Raw genomic sequence first — 20,663 nt, forward strand, 5'->3', positions numbered from 1 at the left:
CTAAAGTATTGCGCTAATTGTACTTCAGCTTTTCTATTTCATTATTTGGCAAGAACCCACGCGACTTCAGTCATGGGTTGTTGACATTCCTTAACTGATCTTTGGTAAACTATATAGGGAGTAAGGGTCGAATAAGGCTGATTGAGGAAGTCTTATACTAGTACTGGAGGATGGTCACTTTTGAATGAAACAATAGATAAACAAGAGCAATATATAAAGCTAATTGCAAATGAACAATCTCTTAATACAAAGCAAGTAAAAAATGTCATATCTATGATCAATGAGGGCAATACGGTCCCGTTCATTGCGCGGTATCGTAAGGAACAGACAGGGGCGTTAGATGAAGTTCAAATACGAGATGTCATTGAAAGATGGCAATACATACAAAACTTAGAACAGCGTAAAGAAGAAGTTATAAGATTAATTGACGAGCAGGGCAAATTAACACCCGAGTTAAAAGCAGGAATTGAAAAATCAGTTAAGCTACAAGAAGTGGAGGACTTATACCGTCCGTATAAGCAGAAGAGGAGGACGAAAGCGACTGTAGCGAAAGAAAAGGGCTTGGAGCCTCTAACGGAATGGATAGTAACATTTCCTATACAAGGTAGCCTTGAAGTAGAGGCTAGTAACTACCTCTCTGAAGAAAAGGGTGTTACTACTATTGAGGAGGCCATTTCAGGTGCCCAAGACATTCTTGCTGAAATGATCTCTGATGATGCGGGCAGTCGTAAATGGATTCGTACCGAGACATCTAAGCGTGGTATGGTTGAATCTGAGGTGAAAGACAAAGAGAAAGACGAAAAAAATGTTTATGAAATGTACTATGAATATGCAGAGCCGATTAGTAAAATTGTTCCGCATCGTATTCTTGCCTTGAACCGTGGTGAAAAGGAAGGGATTCTTCGTGTCGCAATTAAGGTGGAAACAGACTCTGTAATCAACTATCTAAAGCGCAAGTGGATCCATAACCCAAAATCCTTTACGGTTCCTACAGTAGAGGAAGCCATAAGTGATGCATATAAACGATTAGTGCAGCCTTCAATTGAAAGAGAGATAAGAAATGAGCTGACAGAAAAGGCTGAGGAACAGGCCATTCATATTTTTTCGGAGAACCTTCGTAAGCTATTGCTTCAACCGCCGTTAAAAGGGAAGATGGTTCTGGGGGTAGATCCAGCTTATCGTACAGGGTGTAAATTGGCATTAGTGGATGAGACAGGCAAGGTGTTAAAGATTGATGTAATCTATCCTCACCTTTCCGCGTCAAGAGTAGATGAAGCGAAGCGCAAATTTATACAAATTCTTAATGATTTCCAAGTGGAGATGGTGGCAATTGGAAATGGTACAGCATCACGAGAAACGGAACAGTTCGTTTCCGATATCCTCAAAGAATTCGATAGAGAAATATTCTATCTTATTGTAAATGAAGCGGGAGCTAGTGTTTATTCTGCATCGGACCTAGCGCGTGAAGAATTCCCTGATTTACAAGTTGAAGAAAGAAGTGCCGTGTCTATTGCACGACGACTTCAGGACCCGCTTGCGGAGTTAGTGAAAATCGATCCTCAGTCAGTCGGAGTTGGTCAGTATCAACATGATGTTAGCCAAAAGAAGTTATCCGAGTCATTGACCTTTGTGGTTGAAACAGCGGTTAACCATGTAGGGGTTAATGTAAATACAGCCTCTTCATCCCTGCTTCAGTATGTGTCGGGATTATCGAAAACGGTTGCCAATAATATCGTAAAAAAACGGGAAGAAGAGGGAAAGTTTTCAAGCAGAACGCAGTTAAAGAAAATCCCCCGTCTCGGAGCGAAAACCTATGAACAGGCCATTGGATTCCTCCGTGTTATGGATGGCAAGGAGCCACTCGACCGAACTGCTATCCATCCTGAGAGTTATGGAGAAGTAAAGCAGTTGTTAAGTAGTTTAGGTTTTAAAACGACTAGTCTTGGGTCATCGGAGCTAAAGGACAAGCTAGAAAAATTAGATATTCAGAAAACAGTAGAGGAATTGGGGATTGGTGAGCTTACATTGAAGGACATCATCGACGCCCTTGTTAGACCAGGGAGAGACCCGCGGGACGATCTCCCGGCACCATTGCTAAAAAAGGATGTACTTAAGTTAGAGGATTTAAAGCCGGGAATGGAATTGCAGGGTACGGTTCGAAATGTGGTTGATTTCGGTGCCTTTGTAGATATTGGGGTTAAACAAGATGGCCTCGTTCATATCTCAAAACTAAGCAAAAAATTTGTTAAGCATCCTTTAGACATCGTTTCAGTAGGGGACGTTGTGAACGTATGGGTTGATAGTGTCGATATGAAAAAAGGGCGTGTGGCACTAACTATGTTACCGCCAAGTGAATAAAAGAGAAGTCTGCTGTCGTGGCAGACTTCTCTTTTATTTGGACGATAAAGTCGCAAATGTTTGAGGTAGAACAATGGGGTGGGTGTAACATGTTGAGGCGTCTACGTTCTATGAACCTTGTTTTTCCCTATAAAAGAACCAACATTGGTTAAGCAGTTTGATTTGATAGCGATCTTTCTGTTGGAAAGCCCTCATCATTTGATTCTGAAACCAAACAGGCATAAACATACCTCCAGAATGGTAAATGGTATCTTAATATATGCTATAATAGGTTGTCATGTTCATAATATTGAAAGGTGATTTCCTATGGATGATAAGGAATTGCAGAATTTAGTTGAAAAAATTTCGCTTCATGAATTTGGGAAGCCGTTTCGCCATATAGCTACATTCAATTCGAAGCTGCGGACTACTGGAGGACGGTACCTACTCCAAAGTCATAATATCCAAATCAATAAAAAATATCTGGAGCAACTTGGCAGGCAGGAACTAGAGGGGATCATTAAACACGAGCTTTGCCATTACCACTTGCATCTTGAAGGAAAAGGATATCAACATCGTGATCGGGATTTTCGTGATCTTCTTACCAAAGTGAATGCGCCTAGATTTTGTTCAATGCTGCCAGAGCGGAAGGAACAGAAACGGTCGCAAAAAGTATTAATCTATCGTTGTACAGACTGTCAGCTGGTTTACCAACGTAAAAGAGCGATAAATACGAGTAAATATGTTTGTGGAAAATGTCGTGGGAAATTAAAATTCATAAAAGAGTTGACAAACAGTTAGAGTCATGGCAAAATAGGAAATCTGATTGAGTCCTTGTCAATTTTATTAAAAAATGATTGTTGACATATGGAATTCAAGTCATTATAATATGAAGAGTCGACAACAGACGTTGACTTAATTATCCATTTTCTATTCAGATAACGAGAGTGGTTATTATTCCGCAGTAGCTCAGTGGTAGAGCATTCGGCTGTTAACCGAACGGTCGTAGGTTCGAATCCTACCTGCGGAGCCAAATTATGGGGAAGTACTCAAGTGGCTGAAGAGGCGCCCCTGCTAAGGGTGTAGGTCGGGCAACCGGCGCGAGGGTTCAAATCCCTCCTTCTCCGCCATCTAAAAAATAAATAGGCCCCTTGGTCAAGCGGTTAAGACACCGCCCTTTCACGGCGGTAACACGGGTTCGAATCCCGTAGGGGTCACCAATAATAATGTAAGTTATTTTCAAACGAGTTTGAAAAAACTTTGGTCCGGTAGTTCAGTTGGTTAGAATGCCTGCCTGTCACGCAGGAGGTCGCGGGTTCGAGTCCCGTCCGGACCGCCATTTTTTAAAAAAATAACATTGGGCTATAGCCAAGTGGTAAGGCACCGGACTTTGACTCCGTCATTCGCAGGTTCGAATCCTGCTAGCCCAGCCATTTAAAGAGCCATTAGCTCAGTTGGTAGAGCATCTGACTTTTAATCAGAGGGTCGAAGGTTCGAGTCCTTCATGGCTCACCAAGATTTTTTCGCGCTAGCGAAAATGATCATCCATTTACTTCACGATAGTGAAAATATTATTTTGCGGGTGTGGCGGAATTGGCAGACGCACTAGACTTAGGATCTAGCGCCGCAAGGCGTGGGGGTTCGACTCCCTTCACCCGCACCATTGATTTCCTCACTCAGTTATAGTGTCTAAGATAGGATAACATGCGGTCGTGGCGGAATGGCAGACGCGCTAGGTTGAGGGCCTAGTGGGGGCAACCCCGTGGAGGTTCAAGTCCTCTCGGCCGCACCAAAAAAATACTTGACTTAAAACAAGTGCTTGTGTTATTATATAAAAGTTGCTTCTCGCAAATGCGCCCGTAGCTCAATTGGATAGAGCGTCTGACTACGGATCAGAAGGTTATGGGTTCGACTCCTTTCGGGCGCGCCATTTAAATTCCGATTAAATTTAGCAACAACGGGAAGTAGCTCAGCTTGGTAGAGCACTTGGTTTGGGACCAAGGGGTCGCAGGTTCGAATCCTGTCTTCCCGACCATTGCTTATTTTATAATCATATACGCGGGTGTAGTTTAGTGGTAAAACCTCAGCCTTCCAAGCTGATGATGAGGGTTCGATTCCCTTCACCCGCTCCAAAATTGTTCTTTGAAAACTAAACAAACAAGCGTCAACAAACAATATTTATTCATGACTTCTATTATAGAAGAACATGAGCCAACGTTTTATTTTATGAGCTAATCACTCACTCTTTATTGGAGAGTTTGATCCTGGCTCAGGACGAACGCTGGCGGCGTGCCTAATACATGCAAGTCGAGCGAATCTGAGGGAGCTTGCTCCCGAAGATTAGCGGCGGACGGGTGAGTAACACGTGGGCAACCTGCCTGTAAGACTGGGATAACTCCGGGAAACCGGGGCTAATACCGGATAATTCATTCCCTCTCATGAGGGAATGCTGAAAGACGGTTTCGGCTGTCACTTACAGATGGGCCCGCGGCGCATTAGCTAGTTGGTGAGGTAACGGCTCACCAAGGCCACGATGCGTAGCCGACCTGAGAGGGTGATCGGCCACACTGGGACTGAGACACGGCCCAGACTCCTACGGGAGGCAGCAGTAGGGAATCTTCCGCAATGGACGAAAGTCTGACGGAGCAACGCCGCGTGAGCGATGAAGGCCTTCGGGTCGTAAAGCTCTGTTGTTAGGGAAGAACAAGTACCGGAGTAACTGCCGGTACCTTGACGGTACCTAACCAGAAAGCCACGGCTAACTACGTGCCAGCAGCCGCGGTAATACGTAGGTGGCAAGCGTTGTCCGGAATTATTGGGCGTAAAGCGCGCGCAGGCGGTCCTTTAAGTCTGATGTGAAAGCCCACGGCTCAACCGTGGAGGGTCATTGGAAACTGGGGGACTTGAGTGCAGAAGAGGAGAGTGGAATTCCACGTGTAGCGGTGAAATGCGTAGAGATGTGGAGGAACACCAGTGGCGAAGGCGACTCTCTGGTCTGTAACTGACGCTGAGGCGCGAAAGCGTGGGGAGCGAACAGGATTAGATACCCTGGTAGTCCACGCCGTAAACGATGAGTGCTAAGTGTTAGAGGGTTTCCGCCCTTTAGTGCTGCAGCAAACGCATTAAGCACTCCGCCTGGGGAGTACGGCCGCAAGGCTGAAACTCAAAGGAATTGACGGGGGCCCGCACAAGCGGTGGAGCATGTGGTTTAATTCGAAGCAACGCGAAGAACCTTACCAGGTCTTGACATCCTCTGACAACTCTGGAGACAGAGCGTTCCCCTTCGGGGGACAGAGTGACAGGTGGTGCATGGTTGTCGTCAGCTCGTGTCGTGAGATGTTGGGTTAAGTCCCGCAACGAGCGCAACCCTTGTCCTTAGTTGCCAGCATTCAGTTGGGCACTCTAAGGAGACTGCCGGTGACAAACCGGAGGAAGGTGGGGATGACGTCAAATCATCATGCCCCTTATGACCTGGGCTACACACGTGCTACAATGGATAGAACAAAGGGCAGCGAAGCCGCGAGGTCAAGCAAATCCCATAAATCTATTCTCAGTTCGGATTGCAGGCTGCAACTCGCCTGCATGAAGCCGGAATCGCTAGTAATCGCGGATCAGCATGCCGCGGTGAATACGTTCCCGGGCCTTGTACACACCGCCCGTCACACCACGAGAGTTTGTAACACCCGAAGTCGGTGGGGTAACCTTTTAGGGGCCAGCCGCCTAAGGTGGGACAGATGATTGGGGTGAAGTCGTAACAAGGTAGCCGTATCGGAAGGTGCGGCTGGATCACCTCCTTTCTAAGGATAATGCCGTAAGGGCATTCGGAATGCGAACTTTCGGTTCGTACTAAGCAAATTTAAAAATTTGCACTGTTGATTAGCTTGTTTGTTTAGTTTTGAGAGTGCAATTCTCTCAAAGCTTTTTAATTTGTTCCTTGAAAACTAGATAATCGTAAGTAAGAAGGCAAAAGTAAAACACACATTTGTATCGCTTTTTTAATTTTTCTCTCTTTTAATAAAAAGAGAAACCAAAGACATGATTGTCTTATAGAGACGAATAAATTCGTCCATAGGTTAAGTTAGAAAGGGCGCACGGTGGATGCCTTGGCACTAGGAGCCGATGAAGGACGGGACTAACACCGATATGCTTCGGGGAGCTGTAAGTAAGCTTTGATCCGGAGATTTCCGAATGGGGAAACCCACTGTTCGTAATGGAACAGTATCTTTACCTGAATCCATAGGGTATTGAAGGCAGACCCGGGGAACTGAAACATCTAAGTACCCGGAGGAAGAGAAAGCAAATGCGATTCCCTGAGTAGCGGCGAGCGAAACGGGATTAGCCCAAACCAGAAGGCTTGCCTTCTGGGGTTGTAGGACACTCAACATGGAGTTACAAAGGAACGGGGTAAATGAAGTGGTCTGGAAAGGCCCGTCAAAGAAGGTAAAAACCCTGTAGTTGAAACTTCGTTCCCTCCTGAGTGGATCCTGAGTACGGCGGGACACGTGAAATCCCGTCGGAAGCTGGGAGGACCATCTCCCAAGGCTAAATACTCCCTAGTGACCGATAGTGAACCAGTACCGTGAGGGAAAGGTGAAAAGCACCCCGGAAGGGGAGTGAAAGAGATCCTGAAACCGTGTGCCTACAAGTAGTCAGAGCTCATTAATGAGTGATGGCGTGCCTTTTGTAGAATGAACCGGCGAGTTACGATTACATGCAAGGTTAAGTCGAGAAGACGGAGCCGCAGCGAAAGCGAGTCTGAATAGGGCGAATAAGTATGTGGTTGTAGACCCGAAACCAGGTGATCTACCCATGTCCAGGGTGAAGGTAGGGTAACACCTACTGGAGGCCCGAACCCACGCACGTTGAAAAGTGCGGGGATGAGGTGTGGGTAGCGGAGAAATTCCAATCGAACCTGGAGATAGCTGGTTCTCTCCGAAATAGCTTTAGGGCTAGCCTCACGAAGTGAGAGTCTTGGAGGTAGAGCACTGTTTGGACTAGGGGCCCTCATCGGGTTACCGAATTCAGACAAACTCCGAATGCCAATGACTTATCCGTGGGAGTCAGACTGCGAGTGATAAGATCCGTAGTCAAGAGGGAAACAGCCCAGACCACCAGCTAAGGTCCCAAAGTATACGTTAAGTGGAAAAGGATGTGGAGTTGCTTAGACAACCAGGATGTTGGCTTAGAAGCAGCCACCATTTAAAGAGTGCGTAATAGCTCACTGGTCGAGTGACTCTGCGCCGAAAATGTACCGGGGCTAAACGTATCACCGAAGCTGTGGGTGGACATCTTACGATGTCCGCGGTAGGAGAGCGTTCTAAGGGCGTTGAAGCTAGACCGTAAGGACTGGTGGAGCGCTTAGAAGTGAGAATGCCGGTATGAGTAGCGAAAGATGGGTGAGAATCCCATCCACCGTATGCCTAAGGTTTCCTGAGGAAGGCTCGTCCTCTCAGGGTTAGTCGGGACCTAAGCCGAGGCCGAAAGGCGTAGGCGATGGACAACAGGTTGATATTCCTGTACCACCTCTTTATCGTTTGAGCAATGGGGGGACGCAGGAGGATAGGGTAAGCGCACTGCTGGATATGTGCGTCTAAGCAGTTAGGCTGGTAACGAGGCAAATCCCGTTACCGTGAAGGCTGAGCTGTGATAGCGAGGGAAATATAGTACCGAAGTTCCTGATTCCACACTGCCAAGAAAAGCCTCTAGCGAGATAAAAGGTGCCCGTACCGCAAACCGACACAGGTAGGCGAGGAGAGAATCCTAAGGTGAGCGAGAGAACTCTCGTTAAGGAACTCGGCAAAATGACCCCGTAACTTCGGGAGAAGGGGTGCTTTTTAGGGTGTTAAAGCCTTGAAAAGCCGCAGTGAATAGGCCCAGGCGACTGTTTAGCAAAAACACAGGTCTCTGCGAAGCCGCAAGGCGAAGTATAGGGGCTGACGCCTGCCCGGTGCTGGAAGGTTAAGAGGAGAGGTTAGCTCACGCGAAGCTTTGAATCGAAGCCCCAGTAAACGGCGGCCGTAACTATAACGGTCCTAAGGTAGCGAAATTCCTTGTCGGGTAAGTTCCGACCCGCACGAAAGGCGTAACGATCTGGGCACTGTCTCAACGAGAGACTCGGTGAAATTATAGTACCTGTGAAGATGCAGGTTACCCGCGACAGGACGGAAAGACCCCGTGGAGCTTTACTGCAGCCTGATATTGAATTTTGGTACAGCTTGTACAGGATAGGTAGGAGCCTTGGAAGCCGGAGCGCCAGCTTCGGTGGAGGCGTCGGTGGGATACTACCCTGGCTGTATTGAAATTCTAACCCGCACCCCTGATCGGGGTGGGAGACAGTGTCAGGTGGGCAGTTTGACTGGGGCGGTCGCCTCCTAAAATGTAACGGAGGCGCCCAAAGGTTCCCTCAGAATGGTTGGAAATCATTCGCAGAGTGTAAAGGCACAAGGGAGCTTGACTGCGAGACCTACAAGTCGAGCAGGGACGAAAGTCGGGCTTAGTGATCCGGTGGTTCCGCATGGAAGGGCCATCGCTCAACGGATAAAAGCTACCCCGGGGATAACAGGCTTATCTCCCCCAAGAGTCCACATCGACGGGGAGGTTTGGCACCTCGATGTCGGCTCATCGCATCCTGGGGCTGTAGTCGGTCCCAAGGGTTGGGCTGTTCGCCCATTAAAGCGGTACGCGAGCTGGGTTCAGAACGTCGTGAGACAGTTCGGTCCCTATCCGTCGTGGGCGCAGGAAATTTGAGAGGAGCTGTCCTTAGTACGAGAGGACCGGGATGGACGCACCGCTGGTGTACCAGTTGTCTTGCCAAAGGCATCGCTGGGTAGCTATGTGCGGACGGGATAAGTGCTGAAAGCATCTAAGCATGAAGCCCCCCTCAAGATGAGATTTCCCATAGCGTCAAGCTAGTAAGATCCCTGAAAGATGATCAGGTTGATAGGTCAGAGGTGGAAGCGCGGTGACGTGTGGAGCTGACTGATACTAATCGATCGAGGACTTAACCAATTATTGATACAAATCGTTTTACCTTTACTTCTTACACATTATCTAGTTTTGAGGGAACAAAGAGTTTTGCGACAGCAAAATATCTACCCTTTAATTAAATAGTCTGGTGGCGATAGCGAGAAGGTCACACCCGTTCCCATGCCGAACACGGAAGTTAAGCTTCTCAGCGCCGATGGTAGTTGGGGGTTTCCCCCTGTGAGAGTAGGACGTTGCCAGGCTATATAATTGATTCGCAAATTTTGTGAATCATGCATATATAGTATTAGGTGCTAACATAGAGCATAAACAAAACTATGTAAATAATATTGCCGCGGGGTGGAGCAGTTCGGTAGCTCGTCGGGCTCATAACCCGAAGGTCGCAGGTTCAAATCCTGCCCCCGCAATTAAAGTTTTTTTCAAGCTTGCTTGAAGAAACTTCGGTCCGGTAGTTCAGTTGGTTAGAATGCCTGCCTGTCACGCAGGAGGTCGCGGGTTCGAGTCCCGTCCGGACCGCCATTTTTAATAGAATAATATTCTATTATAAACGGAACAATGTTTCGTTTTTTTTTATGCATAAATTTAAATTAAAAAGTCGAGAATGAGTAGCTGTCTCTGTGTTCTTCCTTTGCTCCCTCGAAAAAAAAAGTGTAAACTACATATAGATTGTTATTCCTTAGGAGAGGGATCCTAAGGTTTTTTTGTATTTTAGCAGCTCTATTAAGAGAATTGTGGGTAAAATGGATAGATAAAGAAGGAATAAGGTGATGATATATAATGACACCGTTTGAATTCGTAGCAGCTACACCTGAACAAACACAGGAGTTTGCTAAGCGGCTTGCTGGCCTCCTTCAACCAGGTGACGTCATTGCACTTGAAGGCGATTTAGGAGCTGGGAAAACAACGTTTACGAAAGGGTTGGCACAAGGTTTAGGAATTACCAAGAATGTCAATAGCCCTACCTTTACGATAATAAAAGAATACCAAGGAAAACTGCCATTATATCATATGGATGTATACCGGGTAGAGGACTCCTTTGAGGATTTGGGTTTTGAAGAGTATTTTGAAGGCAATGGAGTTACAGTTGTCGAATGGGCTCATTTAATAGAAACCCAGTTACCAGAAAACTTACTAACGATTCATTTATATCATGGAGATAATGGGATAAGAAGGATTGTTTTAGATCCCAAAGGTCCTAGGTTTGATCAGATATGTAAGGAGCTTTTTTAATGAAAATCTTATCAATTGATACATCTAATTATGCATTAGGTATTGGCTTATTAGACGATTCTCAAGTAATGGGTGAATATATTTCAAACATTAAGAAAAACCATTCTGTAAGGGTTATGCCTGCTATTCAAACGCTAATGAACGAATGTGGGGTAAATCCTAAAGACTTAACGAAAATTGTTGTTGCTAAAGGGCCGGGCTCCTATACTGGAGTTCGAATCGGGGTTACAATTGCCAAAACTCTTGCATGGACATTAAACATTCCGATGACGGGTGTTTCAAGCTTGGAGACATTGGCGGCGTCAGCAGGACGATATTTTAATGGGTATATATCTCCCTTATTTGATGCTAGAAGAGGTCAAATCTATACAGGATTATACCAGTTTAAGGATGGGAAACTTTTAACGGTTGAAAGTGATAAACTCGTAATGACTGCTGACTGGGCTCCGAAGTTAAAGGAACTGGATCGGGATATTTTATTCATTGGCACTGATTTGCCTTTACATCGTCAGGTTATCAAAGATTTATTAGGAACCAAAGCGCAGTTTGCGGAGGTAACCGAACATAATCCTCGACCAGCTGAGCTAGCACTTTTGGGAAGTGATAAACCGGCTGAAGACCCTCATTCATTTGTCCCTAATTATATCAGGCTAGCTGAAGCAGAAGCTAAGTGGCTTGAATCGCAAAAAAAACAATAATTGATTAGGAAGATGGAGATGAATAAAACGATCGCTTTTCGTCCAATGGAATTGCGGGATATCGACTCAATCTATAAGATTGAGTGCAAGGCCTTCTCAACACCTTGGAGCAAAGAAGCTTTTTATAATGAATTAACGAAAAATAAGTTTGCTTTCTATACAGTATTAGAAGTGGAAAATGAGGTTGTCGGATATTGTGGTTCATGGGTCATTGTTGATGAGGTCCATATTACCAATATTGCATTGCTCCCAGAATTCCGAGGAATTAAGCTTGGAGAGGCTCTGCTTTGTAAAGTGATGGATATCGTAAAAGGAATGGGGGCTAAGACGATGACGCTCGAGGTTCGCGTTAGTAATATCTCAGCTCAGTCTTTATATCGCAAACTAGGATTTCAAGAAGGAGCTATTCGGAAAAAATATTATACGGACAATATGGAAGATGCTATCGTGATGTGGGTGAATTTATGACAATAAAAAAAGATCAGTTGATATTAGGAATTGAAACAAGCTGTGATGAGACTGCAGTAGCTATAGTTAAGAATGGAAAAGAGATTGTCGCAAATATCGTTGCCTCCCAAATTGAGAGTCATAAAAGGTTCGGAGGCGTCGTTCCTGAGATTGCTTCAAGACATCACGTAGAACAGGTTACGCTCGTGTTAGAAGAGGCCTTTCGCCAAGGGGAAGTGGGGATTGAAGATATTGATGCAATAGCTGTGACCGAAGGCCCTGGCCTTGTAGGTGCATTGTTGATTGGGGTTAATGCAGCCAAAGCGCTGGCATTTGCCCATAATATTCCGCTTGTGAATGTTCATCATATTGCCGGTCATATTTATGCCAATCGTCTCGTTGAGGAAATGAAATTCCCACTTTTATCTCTCGTTGTTTCCGGAGGGCATACAGAGCTTGTTTTTATGAAGGAGCATGGACACTTTGAGGTGATAGGAGAAACAAGGGACGATGCGGCAGGTGAGGCATATGATAAGGTCGCTAGGGTACTAGGGTTACCTTACCCTGGAGGTCCACATATAGACTGTCTTGCACATGAAGGCACACCGGATTTGGACTTGCCGAGAGCTTGGCTGGAAACGGGATCTTATGACTTTAGTTTTAGTGGGTTAAAATCAGCGGTTATCAACAGTGTCCACAATGCAGAACAAAGAGGAGAGAAGATAGCACCGGAAACCCTTGCCGCTAGTTTTCAAGCAAGTGTAGTGGATGTACTAGTTACAAAGGCTGTACAGGCTGCGAAAGAATATAAAGTAAAACAAGTATTGCTTGCTGGTGGTGTTGCGGCAAATAAAGGGTTGAGGACAGCTTTAACTACTGCATTTAATGACTTAAAAGATGTTCAGTTGGTTATTCCACCTCTTTCGTTATGCACCGATAATGCAGCCATGATTGCTGCAGCGGGAAGTATTTTGTTTGATAAAGGAAAGCGTGCCGACCTTACGTTAAACGGAAATCCAGGTTTAGATATTTCTATCCACAATTAATAGGTTTAAATAAGGGTTATCCACTAAAATCGTGGATAACACCTAGGAATCCTGTATAAAACTCTTGGTCTTGTTGACAATGTGGATAATAAATACGTTTTCTGTGGATAATGTGGATAAATGAAAATAAAAACTGAATATTATTAGCTTACCCACAGAATTTCACTTGTGGATAACTTTTTTGCAGTGGATAATAAACAGATAGTTTTTAATAGTAAATAAAAAGTCCCGGGAGTTTTTACTCCCGGGACTTTTTCATTCAGCAAGCTCTGCCCATTCGTCCATAAGTTGTTCTATTTCTTGTTTAACTTTTTCTAAGTTTGTATTTAAATCGCTCACTTTTTCGTGGTCTTGAAAAATCGTAGGGTCACAAAGTTGTTCTTCGATTTCGGATGCAGTAAGCTCTAACTCCTCAATGGAAGACTCTATCTCCTCAATCCGACGTTTTCGTTGGCGCTCTAACTTCTTTGTTTCTTTATCTTGATGATAACTAGTTTTATCCGATAACACAGGTTCGTTTACGGCTTTATTACCTTGATTTAGATTTAGGGCTTCTAGTTCTTCTATTTCAAGTTTTTTTTCAAGATAATAATCATAGTCCCCTAGAAACTCCGTGATTCCGTTCCTTTCGAGTTCAAGAACCTTTGTCGCAATTCGATTAATAAAATAGCGGTCATGGGATACGAATAATATGGTACCTGGATAATCAATTAAGGCATTTTCAAGGACTTCTTTGCTGTCCAAATCAAGATGGTTGGTCGGTTCGTCAAGAATAAGGAAATTAGCCTTTTCCATCATTAATTTAGCCAAGGCAAGTCTAGCCTTTTCACCACCGGAGAGGGTGGACACTGATTTTAAGACATCGTCCCCTGAGAATAAGAAGTTTCCAAGGACAGTACGAATATCCTTTTCAGGTTTTAAAGGATAATCATCCCATAATTCATTCAATACTTTTTTATTTGAGTTGAGTTCTGCTTGTTGCTGATCATAATAACCGATAGAAACATTTGATCCAAGGTGAATTGAACCAGCTAGGGCTGGGAGTTTATCGACAATTGTTTTTAAGAGCGTGGATTTCCCTACGCCATTTGGTCCAACTAATGCTACGCTATCGGCTCTGTTAATACGGAAGGAGATTTGTTCGGAAACCTGCTCAGAACCATACCCAACAGCAACGTTCTCGGCTTTTAACACATCATTTCCACTTTGCCGTTCAATGTCAAAAGAAAAGGTTGCCGATTTTTCATCCCCAGATGGTCGATCAAGTCGGTCCATCCTTTGTAATTGTTTGCGCCTGCTTTGTGCTCTTTTTGTTGTCGAGGCACGAGCAAGATTGCGCTGGACAAAATCCTCTAACTTTGCTATCTCATCCTGTTGTTTTTCATATTGCTTTAAATCACGTTCATAATTCTCTGCCTTTTGATCTAAATAGGAGCTGTAATTCCCAATGAATCTTGTCATTTTCTGTCGTGAAAGTTCGAATACTTGATTCACGACCTTATCAAGGAAGTATCGGTCATGGGAAACAATTAAAATTGCTCCAGGATACCCCTGAAGGTACTGTTCTAGCCAAGATAACGTTTCGATATCAAGATGGTTAGTAGGCTCGTCCAATATTAGGATATCCGGACGTGACAGCAACAGTTTTCCTAAGGCTAATCTTGTCTTTTGTCCCCCACTTAACGTTGATATTTTCGTACTATAATCAAATGAGCCAAAGTGAAGACCGTGTAAGACAGAGCGAATATCGGCCTCATACTGATAACCACCATCATCCTTAAACTTCACCTGTAAATGATCGTACTCTTTTAGGATTTTTTCATATTGAGTATCATTAGAGAAAACTTTAGGGTCAGCCATTTGTCCTTCGAGGCTTCGTAATTCCTTCTCCATTTTACGAAGATGGTCGAAAACAGTCAGCATTTCGTCCCAAATGGACTTCTCTGATTCAAGCCCAGTGTTCTGAGCCAAGTATCCAATCGTAACATCCTTGGGTTTAATAATTTCGCCGTTATCATAAGACGATTGCCCAGCAAGGATTTTAAGGAGGGTAGATTTTCCTGCCCCATTTCTACCTACTAGTGCAATTCGATCTTGTGATTGTATTTCAAGCTTAATATTCGATAAAATAAGTTCAGCTGCAAAATATTTCGATAATTGGTTAACCTGTAATAATATCATGTTTTTCACCTCATATTGCCCTATTAAATAGTGTAACCGATTCAATATGTCCCGGCAACAGAGGGAAACTTCCAAATTTAGATGGTTCATTATGTGAAAAGTGATACAATGTCCATACACAAGCTTGTAAAAATAGTGTATAGTTTTGTTGAAAGGAGCTAAATCATGGCAGAGTTTACACACTTCAATGAAGAAGGTAGAGCAAAAATGGTTGACGTTAGTGAGAAACCGGAAACAGTTCGAACAGCCGTTGCCCATTCTAGCATAACGGTAAATAAGGAAATTTATGAAAAGATTACACATGATAAGATGAAAAAAGGTGATGTCCTAGCTGTTGCTCAGGTTGCGGGTATTATGGCATGTAAAAAGACATCCGAGATCATTCCTATGTGCCACCCCATCCCATTGACTGGGATTAATATAACTTTTGCTTGGGAACAGGATGGAGATAACTATAGATTAGAAATTACTGCTTCTGTGAAAACGAAGGGAAATACAGGTGTCGAAATGGAAGCGTTAACAGCCGCTTCTGCTACTGCCTTAACGGTCTATGATATGTGTAAGGCCGTTGATAAAGGCATGGTCATTGGTAAAACATACCTGGTCGAAAAGACCGGTGGAAAAAATGGCGATTTTAGTCGAAAAGAAAAACTTAGATAAAGAACAATAAATACTTAGAGAGGGGGGTTAGATATGGCGAATGAGACAATGAAAATCCCGCAGGCGACAGCCAAACGGTTACCACTCTATTATCGATTTCTATCAAATTTGCACTCTTCCGGAAAGCAAAGAGTATCTTCAGCAGAACTAAGTGAAGCAGTGAAGGTCGACTCCGCTACAATTCGTCGTGATTTTTCCTATTTTGGAGCCTTAGGAAAAAAGGGATATGGTTATAATGTTAATTATCTCTTGTCATTCTTTAGAAAAACTTTGGACCAAGACGAATTGACAAAGGTGGCCTTAATTGGCGTCGGAAATCTCGGAACAGCACTTTTGAATTATAATTTTTCTAAAAGCAACAATACAAAAATTGAGGTTGCTTTTGATGTTGAAGAAAGCAAGATTGGGACACAAGTTGGCGATGTGAAAATTCATCATATGGATGATTTGGAAAAGGTGGTTCGTGACGAAGACATTCAAGTAGCGATTTTAACGATTCCTTCAGGTGCAGCTCAAACCATCACGGACCGATTGGTAAGTGCAAATATAAAGGGGATACTTAATTTTACCCCTGCAAGACTAACTGTTCCGCCTGCTATCAGGATCCATCATATTGACCTTGCAGTCGAACTTCAGTCTCTAATTTACTTCCTAAAGCATTATCCAATAAGTGAAGAAGAATAATTAGAAAAGCGCAAGCGCCCTTTTCAGCTGCGTATGCCCTGGGGTAGACAATTCTCCAAGCTTTTTATCTTAAACAAAGGCCTCTTCCAATCGGAGGAGGCCTTTGTTTTGTTTACATGTGGCTAGTACTTAAGACTTTTTTTGTATTTGTTTAAGCTTGAAATGGAATTGAATCATCCGAATTCCGGATCCAATATCAAATGTTGCAAGTAACACTAATACATAAGAGAAAAAGCCCCAGCCTGTTTCACTAACAGTTGCAACAGCGAGATAGGTGAAAAGTAGACCTAGCGCAATATAGACAATGCCTGAAAATAAAGGCGATTGTTTCATAAAAAGAATCCTCCAATAAAACTTTGAATTTGTTCAGCTTCTTTAATCATTCTCTCCAAATCTTCGCGAAATACCGATTGCACGAGCACGACCATCGTATTCATCGCTACATGGGCAAAGATTGGAACTAAAATCCTCTTTGTTTTTACATACAGGTAAGCAAAGGTAAATCCCATTGCTGAGTATAGGATTACATGCTCCGGTTCAAAGTGGGCCAAAGCAAAAATCACTGAACTGATAAGCGCTGACAGGAAAAAACCCAATCGTTTATGTAGACTACCGAAAATAATTTTCCGAAAAACAATTTCCTCCAAAATAGGGCCAATAACAGAACTAATTAAAATCACAATAGGGAATGTCTCAATTAGTTGGATAATCTGTTCCGTATTTTCAGAACCCGTTTCAATTCCCAGTGCCAACTCAATATTAGCAGCAACAGTTTGAGCAAATAAAGCGAGGAATATGCCGAAAATCGCCCAGGATATAGAAGTTGGTACGGGTGCTACATTTCTAATTTCAGTCCCCGTTTTCATTTCATTCCTAAGGAGGTACAAGATAATGATTAAGGTAGTAGAGAAGCTAATCACTAGCCAGTAGGGTATGGAAAGAGATTGCATTTCAACCGTACTCTTCCCCATAAAAGTCCCGATTAATAACACGAGGGGAACCCCAATATAACTAGATAATTGCATAATGACATAGGCAATTAAAATAAACCCGTATTCCTTTTTCAATAGTTTTATCTCCTTTGCAAGGCTATTTATTTATTTTACAGGGAAAACAGGTTGAAGTTCAAATAATGTATGTTTCTCCACATATTATTTTTAACTGGTATGAAGTTTATCTTCTTGGCAATATTGATAGAGGGCAATGAAAAGTGATCTACTAGTCCTTAAACTGCACAATATTTACAAAAAAAGGTGGGAAAAATTAAAAAAATTTTAGCTTGAAGCTTGCAAAATTGTAGGCGATTATTTAATATATAAATTGTGTTAGCACTCTGCAGAGGCGAGTGCTAATAAATAAAAATATTACATATTATTTGAGGAGGTTGTTTAACTTGATCAAGCCACTAGGAGATCGTATTATTATCGAGCTTGTTGAGTCAGAAGAAAAAACGGCAAGCGGTATTGTTTTACCCGACTCAGCTAAAGAGAAACCTCAAGAAGGTAAAGTTGTAGCTGTAGGTTCTGGTCGTGTTCTAGAAAGCGGAGAGCGTGTAGCTTTAGAAGTTGCTGTTGGGGACCGCATCATCTTCTCAAAATACGGTGGTACAGAAGTGAAGTATCAAGGTACTGAGTACTTGATCTTACGTGAAAGTGATATTCTCGCTGTAGTAGGTTAATAATCTACCTGAATAAATAGACTAGAATTTTGACAATTTGAGGAGGTAAATAGTAATGGCTAAAGAGATTATGTTTAGTGAAGAAGCACGTCGCGCAATGCTACGTGGTGTTGATACACTTGCAGATGCAGTAAAAGTTACTCTTGGACCTAAAGGACGTAACGTGGTTCTTGAGAAGAAATTTGGTTCGCCACTTATTACAAATGACGGTGTTACCATTGCAAAAGAAATTGAATTAGAAGATGCATTCGAAAACATGGGTGCAAAGCTAGTTGCTGAAGTTGCTAGCAAAACTAACGATGTTGCCGGTGACGGTACAACAACTGCAACGGTTCTTGCTCAAGCGATGATTCGCGAAGGTCTTAAGAACGTAACGGCAGGCGCTAACCCAATGGGTATCCGCAAAGGAATCGAGAAAGCTGTTAAAACGGCTGTAGAAGAGCTTAAAGCGATTTCTAAGCCAATTGAAAGCAAAGAATCCATTGCACAGGTTGCAGCTATTTCTTCTGCTGACGAAGAAGTTGGCCAATTGATTGCTGAAGCAATGGAGCGCGTTGGCAACGACGGCGTAATCACAATCGAAGAATCTAAAGGCTTCACTACAGAATTAGATGTAGTAGAAGGTATGCAGTTCGATCGTGGATATGCATCTCCTTACATGGTAACGGATTCTGATAAAATGGAAGCTGTTCTAGATAACCCATATATCTTAATCACTGACAAGAAAATCGCGAGCATTCAGGAAGTTCTTCCTGTTCTTGAGCAAGTCGTTCAACAAGGCAAGCCATTATTGATGATTGCTGAGGATGTTGAAGGGGAAGCACTAGCTACATTAGTAGTGAATAAGCTTCGTGGAACATTCAATGCAGTAGCTGTTAAGGCTCCTGGTTTCGGTGACCGTCGTAAAGCTATGCTTGAAGACATCGCAGCTCTAACTGGTGGAGAAGTGATCACTGAAGAGCTTGGCCGTGACTTAAAATCAGCAACAATTGACTCTCTTGGACGCGCAGTGAAAGTTGTTGTTACTAAAGAAAACACAACAATCGTAGAAGGTGCTGGAGACTCTGCTGAAATCGGTTCACGTGTTAACCAAATTCGCGTTCAATTAGAAGAAACGACTTCTGAATTTGACCGTGAAAAATTACAAGAGCGTCTTGCTAAATTAGCAGGCGGCGTAGCAGTTATCAAAGTTGGTGCCGCTACTGAAACTGAATTAAAAGAGCGTAAACTTCGTATCGAAGATGCCCTAAACTCAACACGTGCTGCAGTTGAAGAAGGTATCGTATCCGGTGGTGGAGTTGCCCTTCTAAACGTATACAATAAAGTTGCTGAGCTAGAAGCTGAAGGCGACGTTGCTACAGGTATCAACATTGTTCTTCGTGCAATGGAAGAGCCAGTACGCACAATCGCTCACAACGCTGGTCTTGAAGGATCTGTTGTCGTTGACCGCTTAAAGCGTGAAGAAGTAGGCGTTGGTTTCAATGCTGCTACTGCTGAGTGGGTAAACATGATTGATGCTGGTATCGTTGACCCAACTAAAGTAACTCGTTCTGCGCTTCAAAACGCAGGTTCTGTTGCAGCTATGTTCTTAACAACTGAAGCAGTTGTTGCAGATAAGCCAGAACCAGCAGGTGCAGGCGGCGGAATGCCAGACATGGGCGCTATGGGCGGCATGGGCGGCATGATGTAATAAACGTTCCATCTGGAATGAATATTCTTCGGTGTTTATTCGAGAATATTAGTAGAGGCTTCTCAAAAGTTAAGCAAACTTTTGGGAAGCCTCTTTTTTATTTTTTTCGTTAGTCTGGAATTTTTTCGTAGGCCATTTTCCTGATTATATCCTTATGTTGAGGGTACTTTAGCAATAGTTCACTTTGTGTGAATAACTCAAAGTCCTTATATTCAAAACCTGGCGAAACCATACATCCAACTAAAGAGAATGTATCCTCATCCATAACGGATGATCCAAAGATGGAATTTTTCGGAACTAATGCTTGCGGGATTTCCCCTTCATCCAGATTTAATCCTAATTTCATTTCTTTATACTCCCCATTTTCCTCAATCATGTGAATCGTTAGAGGGCTTCCCGCATGAAAATACCATAATTCGTCCGATTTTAATCGATGAAAATGGGAAATATCATTCGAAGTTAATAGAAAATAAATACTTGTATATAGTCTGCGCTTCCCTTCGAAATCCACAATTAACTCTTTATCAGAAGTCATCTCTGTAGATTGAAATGTTTCTCTATAATATCCACCTTCTTGATGTGGGGTTAGTCCAAGTTTTGAGATATAAAATTGCGGGTCACGACGATTCAATGCAGATACCTCCAATTAGATAAGTAAGTTTTTTTAAAATAACAGAAAAATTATTTTTAGACAACATTCTATTCCGGGTTTTCAAGAATCAATTATTCCAGTAGCCATATTAATCCATATAATCCATGAATTCACTTGTTATTATTGGGGTAATGTTTTGTTATAATGAAAAATTTGTATTGATTATTAGCTTATATTCCTCTTTTTTTATGTCTCCCGTTCGTTTCCACCACATATGTGTTTCCACAAAGTCTTGTTGAATGTTGATCATCTTCAGTCCATTATCTAAGCGATCTAAAGGAACATAGACCCAGTTTACGGTTTACAAAAAAAATTCACTATGATATATTAAAAATGTTAAATATGTTAAATAAAAATTTAACAAAATTAACGACAG

General features: G+C 43.0%; 15 protein-coding genes, 13 tRNA genes and 3 rRNA genes. 26 read left to right on the forward strand and 5 right to left on the reverse strand.

From position 1 onward, the window contains the following. Nucleotides 1-180 precede the first annotated feature (180 nt). A complete protein-coding gene (locus LG336_RS01125; protein WP_404330763.1) occupies nucleotides 181-2,358 on the forward strand; it encodes a Tex family protein in 2,178 nt (725 codons plus the stop codon). Nucleotides 2,359-2,466: 108 nt separating this feature from the next. Here the strand turns inward: LG336_RS01125 and cmpA are convergent, their stop codons facing one another. Then, the gene (cmpA, locus tag LG336_RS01130; protein ID WP_404330764.1) at nucleotides 2,467-2,580 is read right to left on the reverse strand and encodes a cortex morphogenetic protein CmpA; all 114 of its coding nucleotides are present in this window, start codon (nucleotides 2,578-2,580) and stop codon (nucleotides 2,467-2,469) included. A gap of 84 nt (nucleotides 2,581-2,664) precedes the next feature. Between cmpA and LG336_RS01135 the strand changes: the two genes are divergently transcribed. The 21 genes from LG336_RS01135 (at nucleotide 2,665) to tsaD (ending at nucleotide 12,742) form a co-directional block, all read left to right on the forward strand. Then, nucleotides 2,665-3,138: a SprT family protein gene (locus LG336_RS01135; protein WP_404330765.1), complete on the forward strand. Its 474-nt coding sequence runs from the start codon at nucleotides 2,665-2,667 to the stop codon at nucleotides 3,136-3,138. A gap of 157 nt (nucleotides 3,139-3,295) precedes the next feature. Next, nucleotides 3,296-3,370: transfer RNA gene (locus tag LG336_RS01140), tRNA-Asn, on the forward strand. A gap of 6 nt (nucleotides 3,371-3,376) precedes the next feature. Beyond that, nucleotides 3,377-3,467, forward strand: a tRNA-Ser gene (locus LG336_RS01145). Between the two features lie 15 nt (nucleotides 3,468-3,482). Continuing rightward, nucleotides 3,483-3,557 (forward strand) — tRNA-Glu (locus tag LG336_RS01150). 42 nt (nucleotides 3,558-3,599) lie between these two features. Then, nucleotides 3,600-3,676, forward strand: a tRNA-Asp gene (locus LG336_RS01155). 19 nt (nucleotides 3,677-3,695) lie between these two features. Beyond that, nucleotides 3,696-3,770 (forward strand) — tRNA-Gln (locus LG336_RS01160). Nucleotides 3,771-3,776: 6 nt separating this feature from the next. Beyond that, a tRNA-Lys gene (locus LG336_RS01165) sits at nucleotides 3,777-3,852 on the forward strand. A gap of 63 nt (nucleotides 3,853-3,915) precedes the next feature. Continuing rightward, nucleotides 3,916-4,000, forward strand: a tRNA-Leu gene (locus LG336_RS01170). Nucleotides 4,001-4,043: 43 nt separating this feature from the next. Further along, nucleotides 4,044-4,129, forward strand: a tRNA-Leu gene (locus tag LG336_RS01175). Between the two features lie 61 nt (nucleotides 4,130-4,190). After that, nucleotides 4,191-4,267, forward strand: a tRNA-Arg gene (locus LG336_RS01180). Between the two features lie 28 nt (nucleotides 4,268-4,295). Then, a tRNA-Pro gene (locus LG336_RS01185) sits at nucleotides 4,296-4,372 on the forward strand. A 23-nt stretch (nucleotides 4,373-4,395) separates the two neighbouring features. Next, nucleotides 4,396-4,469 (forward strand) — tRNA-Gly (locus LG336_RS01190). 114 nt (nucleotides 4,470-4,583) lie between these two features. Beyond that, nucleotides 4,584-6,134, forward strand: a 16S ribosomal RNA gene (locus tag LG336_RS01195). Between the two features lie 274 nt (nucleotides 6,135-6,408). Then, nucleotides 6,409-9,345: ribosomal RNA gene (locus tag LG336_RS01200) — 23S ribosomal RNA — on the forward strand. Nucleotides 9,346-9,447: 102 nt separating this feature from the next. Next, nucleotides 9,448-9,563 (forward strand): 5S ribosomal RNA (gene rrf, locus LG336_RS01205). The 16S, 23S and 5S rRNA genes sit together here with 13 tRNA genes alongside, the layout of an rRNA operon. 91 nt (nucleotides 9,564-9,654) lie before the next feature. After that, nucleotides 9,655-9,728, forward strand: a tRNA-Met gene (locus LG336_RS01210). Nucleotides 9,729-9,763: 35 nt separating this feature from the next. Continuing rightward, nucleotides 9,764-9,840, forward strand: a tRNA-Asp gene (locus LG336_RS01215). Nucleotides 9,841-10,098: 258 nt separating this feature from the next. Beyond that, entirely contained in the window at nucleotides 10,099-10,551 is a 453-nt protein-coding gene (tsaE, locus tag LG336_RS01220) for a tRNA (adenosine(37)-N6)-threonylcarbamoyltransferase complex ATPase subunit type 1 TsaE (RefSeq protein ID WP_404330766.1), read from the forward strand. Continuing rightward, complete coding sequence (gene tsaB / locus LG336_RS01225; protein ID WP_404330767.1) at nucleotides 10,551-11,249, forward strand: tRNA (adenosine(37)-N6)-threonylcarbamoyltransferase complex dimerization subunit type 1 TsaB; 699 nt, start codon at nucleotides 10,551-10,553, stop codon at nucleotides 11,247-11,249. Before tsaE ends, tsaB begins: the two co-directional genes overlap by 1 nt. Nucleotides 11,250-11,267: 18 nt before the next feature. Next, complete coding sequence (gene rimI, locus LG336_RS01230) at nucleotides 11,268-11,717, forward strand: ribosomal protein S18-alanine N-acetyltransferase (RefSeq protein ID WP_404330768.1); 450 nt, start codon at nucleotides 11,268-11,270, stop codon at nucleotides 11,715-11,717. After that, the gene (gene tsaD, locus LG336_RS01235; RefSeq protein WP_404330769.1) at nucleotides 11,714-12,742 is read left to right on the forward strand and encodes a tRNA (adenosine(37)-N6)-threonylcarbamoyltransferase complex transferase subunit TsaD; all 1,029 of its coding nucleotides are present in this window, start codon (nucleotides 11,714-11,716) and stop codon (nucleotides 12,740-12,742) included. The genes rimI and tsaD overlap by 4 nt, the downstream gene beginning before the upstream one ends. Nucleotides 12,743-12,997: 255 nt before the next feature. Here the strand turns inward: tsaD and LG336_RS01240 are convergent, their stop codons facing one another. Further along, on the reverse strand, nucleotides 12,998-14,923 hold the full coding sequence (locus tag LG336_RS01240) for an ABC-F family ATP-binding cassette domain-containing protein (protein ID WP_404330770.1): 1,926 nt from the start codon (nucleotides 14,921-14,923) through the stop codon (nucleotides 12,998-13,000). A gap of 165 nt (nucleotides 14,924-15,088) precedes the next feature. On the opposite strand from LG336_RS01240, the gene moaC reads away from it, so the two are divergent. Together moaC and LG336_RS01250 are read left to right on the forward strand one after the other, a co-directional pair. After that, on the forward strand, nucleotides 15,089-15,583 hold the full coding sequence (gene moaC / locus LG336_RS01245; protein ID WP_404330771.1) for a cyclic pyranopterin monophosphate synthase MoaC: 495 nt from the start codon (nucleotides 15,089-15,091) through the stop codon (nucleotides 15,581-15,583). 33 nt (nucleotides 15,584-15,616) lie between these two features. Further along, nucleotides 15,617-16,267: a redox-sensing transcriptional repressor Rex gene (locus LG336_RS01250; RefSeq protein WP_404330772.1), complete on the forward strand. Its 651-nt coding sequence runs from the start codon at nucleotides 15,617-15,619 to the stop codon at nucleotides 16,265-16,267. A gap of 129 nt (nucleotides 16,268-16,396) precedes the next feature. Here the strand turns inward: LG336_RS01250 and LG336_RS01255 are convergent, their stop codons facing one another. Together LG336_RS01255 and LG336_RS01260 are read right to left on the reverse strand one after the other, a co-directional pair. Next, nucleotides 16,397-16,600 (reverse strand): YdiK family protein, encoded by a 204-nt coding sequence (locus LG336_RS01255; RefSeq protein ID WP_404330773.1) that lies wholly within the window; start codon nucleotides 16,598-16,600, stop codon nucleotides 16,397-16,399. Then, nucleotides 16,597-17,334 carry a lysostaphin resistance A-like protein gene (locus LG336_RS01260; RefSeq protein ID WP_404330774.1) on the reverse strand — a complete coding sequence of 246 codons (738 nt, stop codon included), beginning with the start codon at nucleotides 17,332-17,334 and terminating at the stop codon, nucleotides 16,597-16,599. The genes LG336_RS01255 and LG336_RS01260 overlap by 4 nt, the downstream gene beginning before the upstream one ends. Nucleotides 17,335-17,660: 326 nt before the next feature. Between LG336_RS01260 and groES the strand changes: the two genes are divergently transcribed. Together groES and groL are read left to right on the forward strand one after the other, a co-directional pair. Next, complete coding sequence (groES, locus tag LG336_RS01265) at nucleotides 17,661-17,945, forward strand: co-chaperone GroES (RefSeq protein WP_221875745.1); 285 nt, start codon at nucleotides 17,661-17,663, stop codon at nucleotides 17,943-17,945. Nucleotides 17,946-18,000: 55 nt separating this feature from the next. Beyond that, a complete protein-coding gene (gene groL / locus LG336_RS01270) occupies nucleotides 18,001-19,635 on the forward strand; it encodes a chaperonin GroEL (RefSeq protein ID WP_404330776.1) in 1,635 nt (544 codons plus the stop codon). 109 nt (nucleotides 19,636-19,744) lie between these two features. On the opposite strand, the gene LG336_RS01275 is transcribed toward groL, so the two are convergent. Beyond that, nucleotides 19,745-20,266, reverse strand: coding sequence for a cupin domain-containing protein (locus LG336_RS01275; RefSeq protein ID WP_404330777.1), 522 nt, complete (start codon nucleotides 20,264-20,266; stop codon nucleotides 19,745-19,747). Between the last annotated feature and the right edge of the window lie 397 nt (nucleotides 20,267-20,663).

Source organism: Mesobacillus maritimus, from assembly GCF_044803185.1.
Taxonomy (GTDB): domain Bacteria; phylum Bacillota; class Bacilli; order Bacillales; family Cytobacillaceae; genus Mesobacillus_B; species Mesobacillus_B maritimus_B.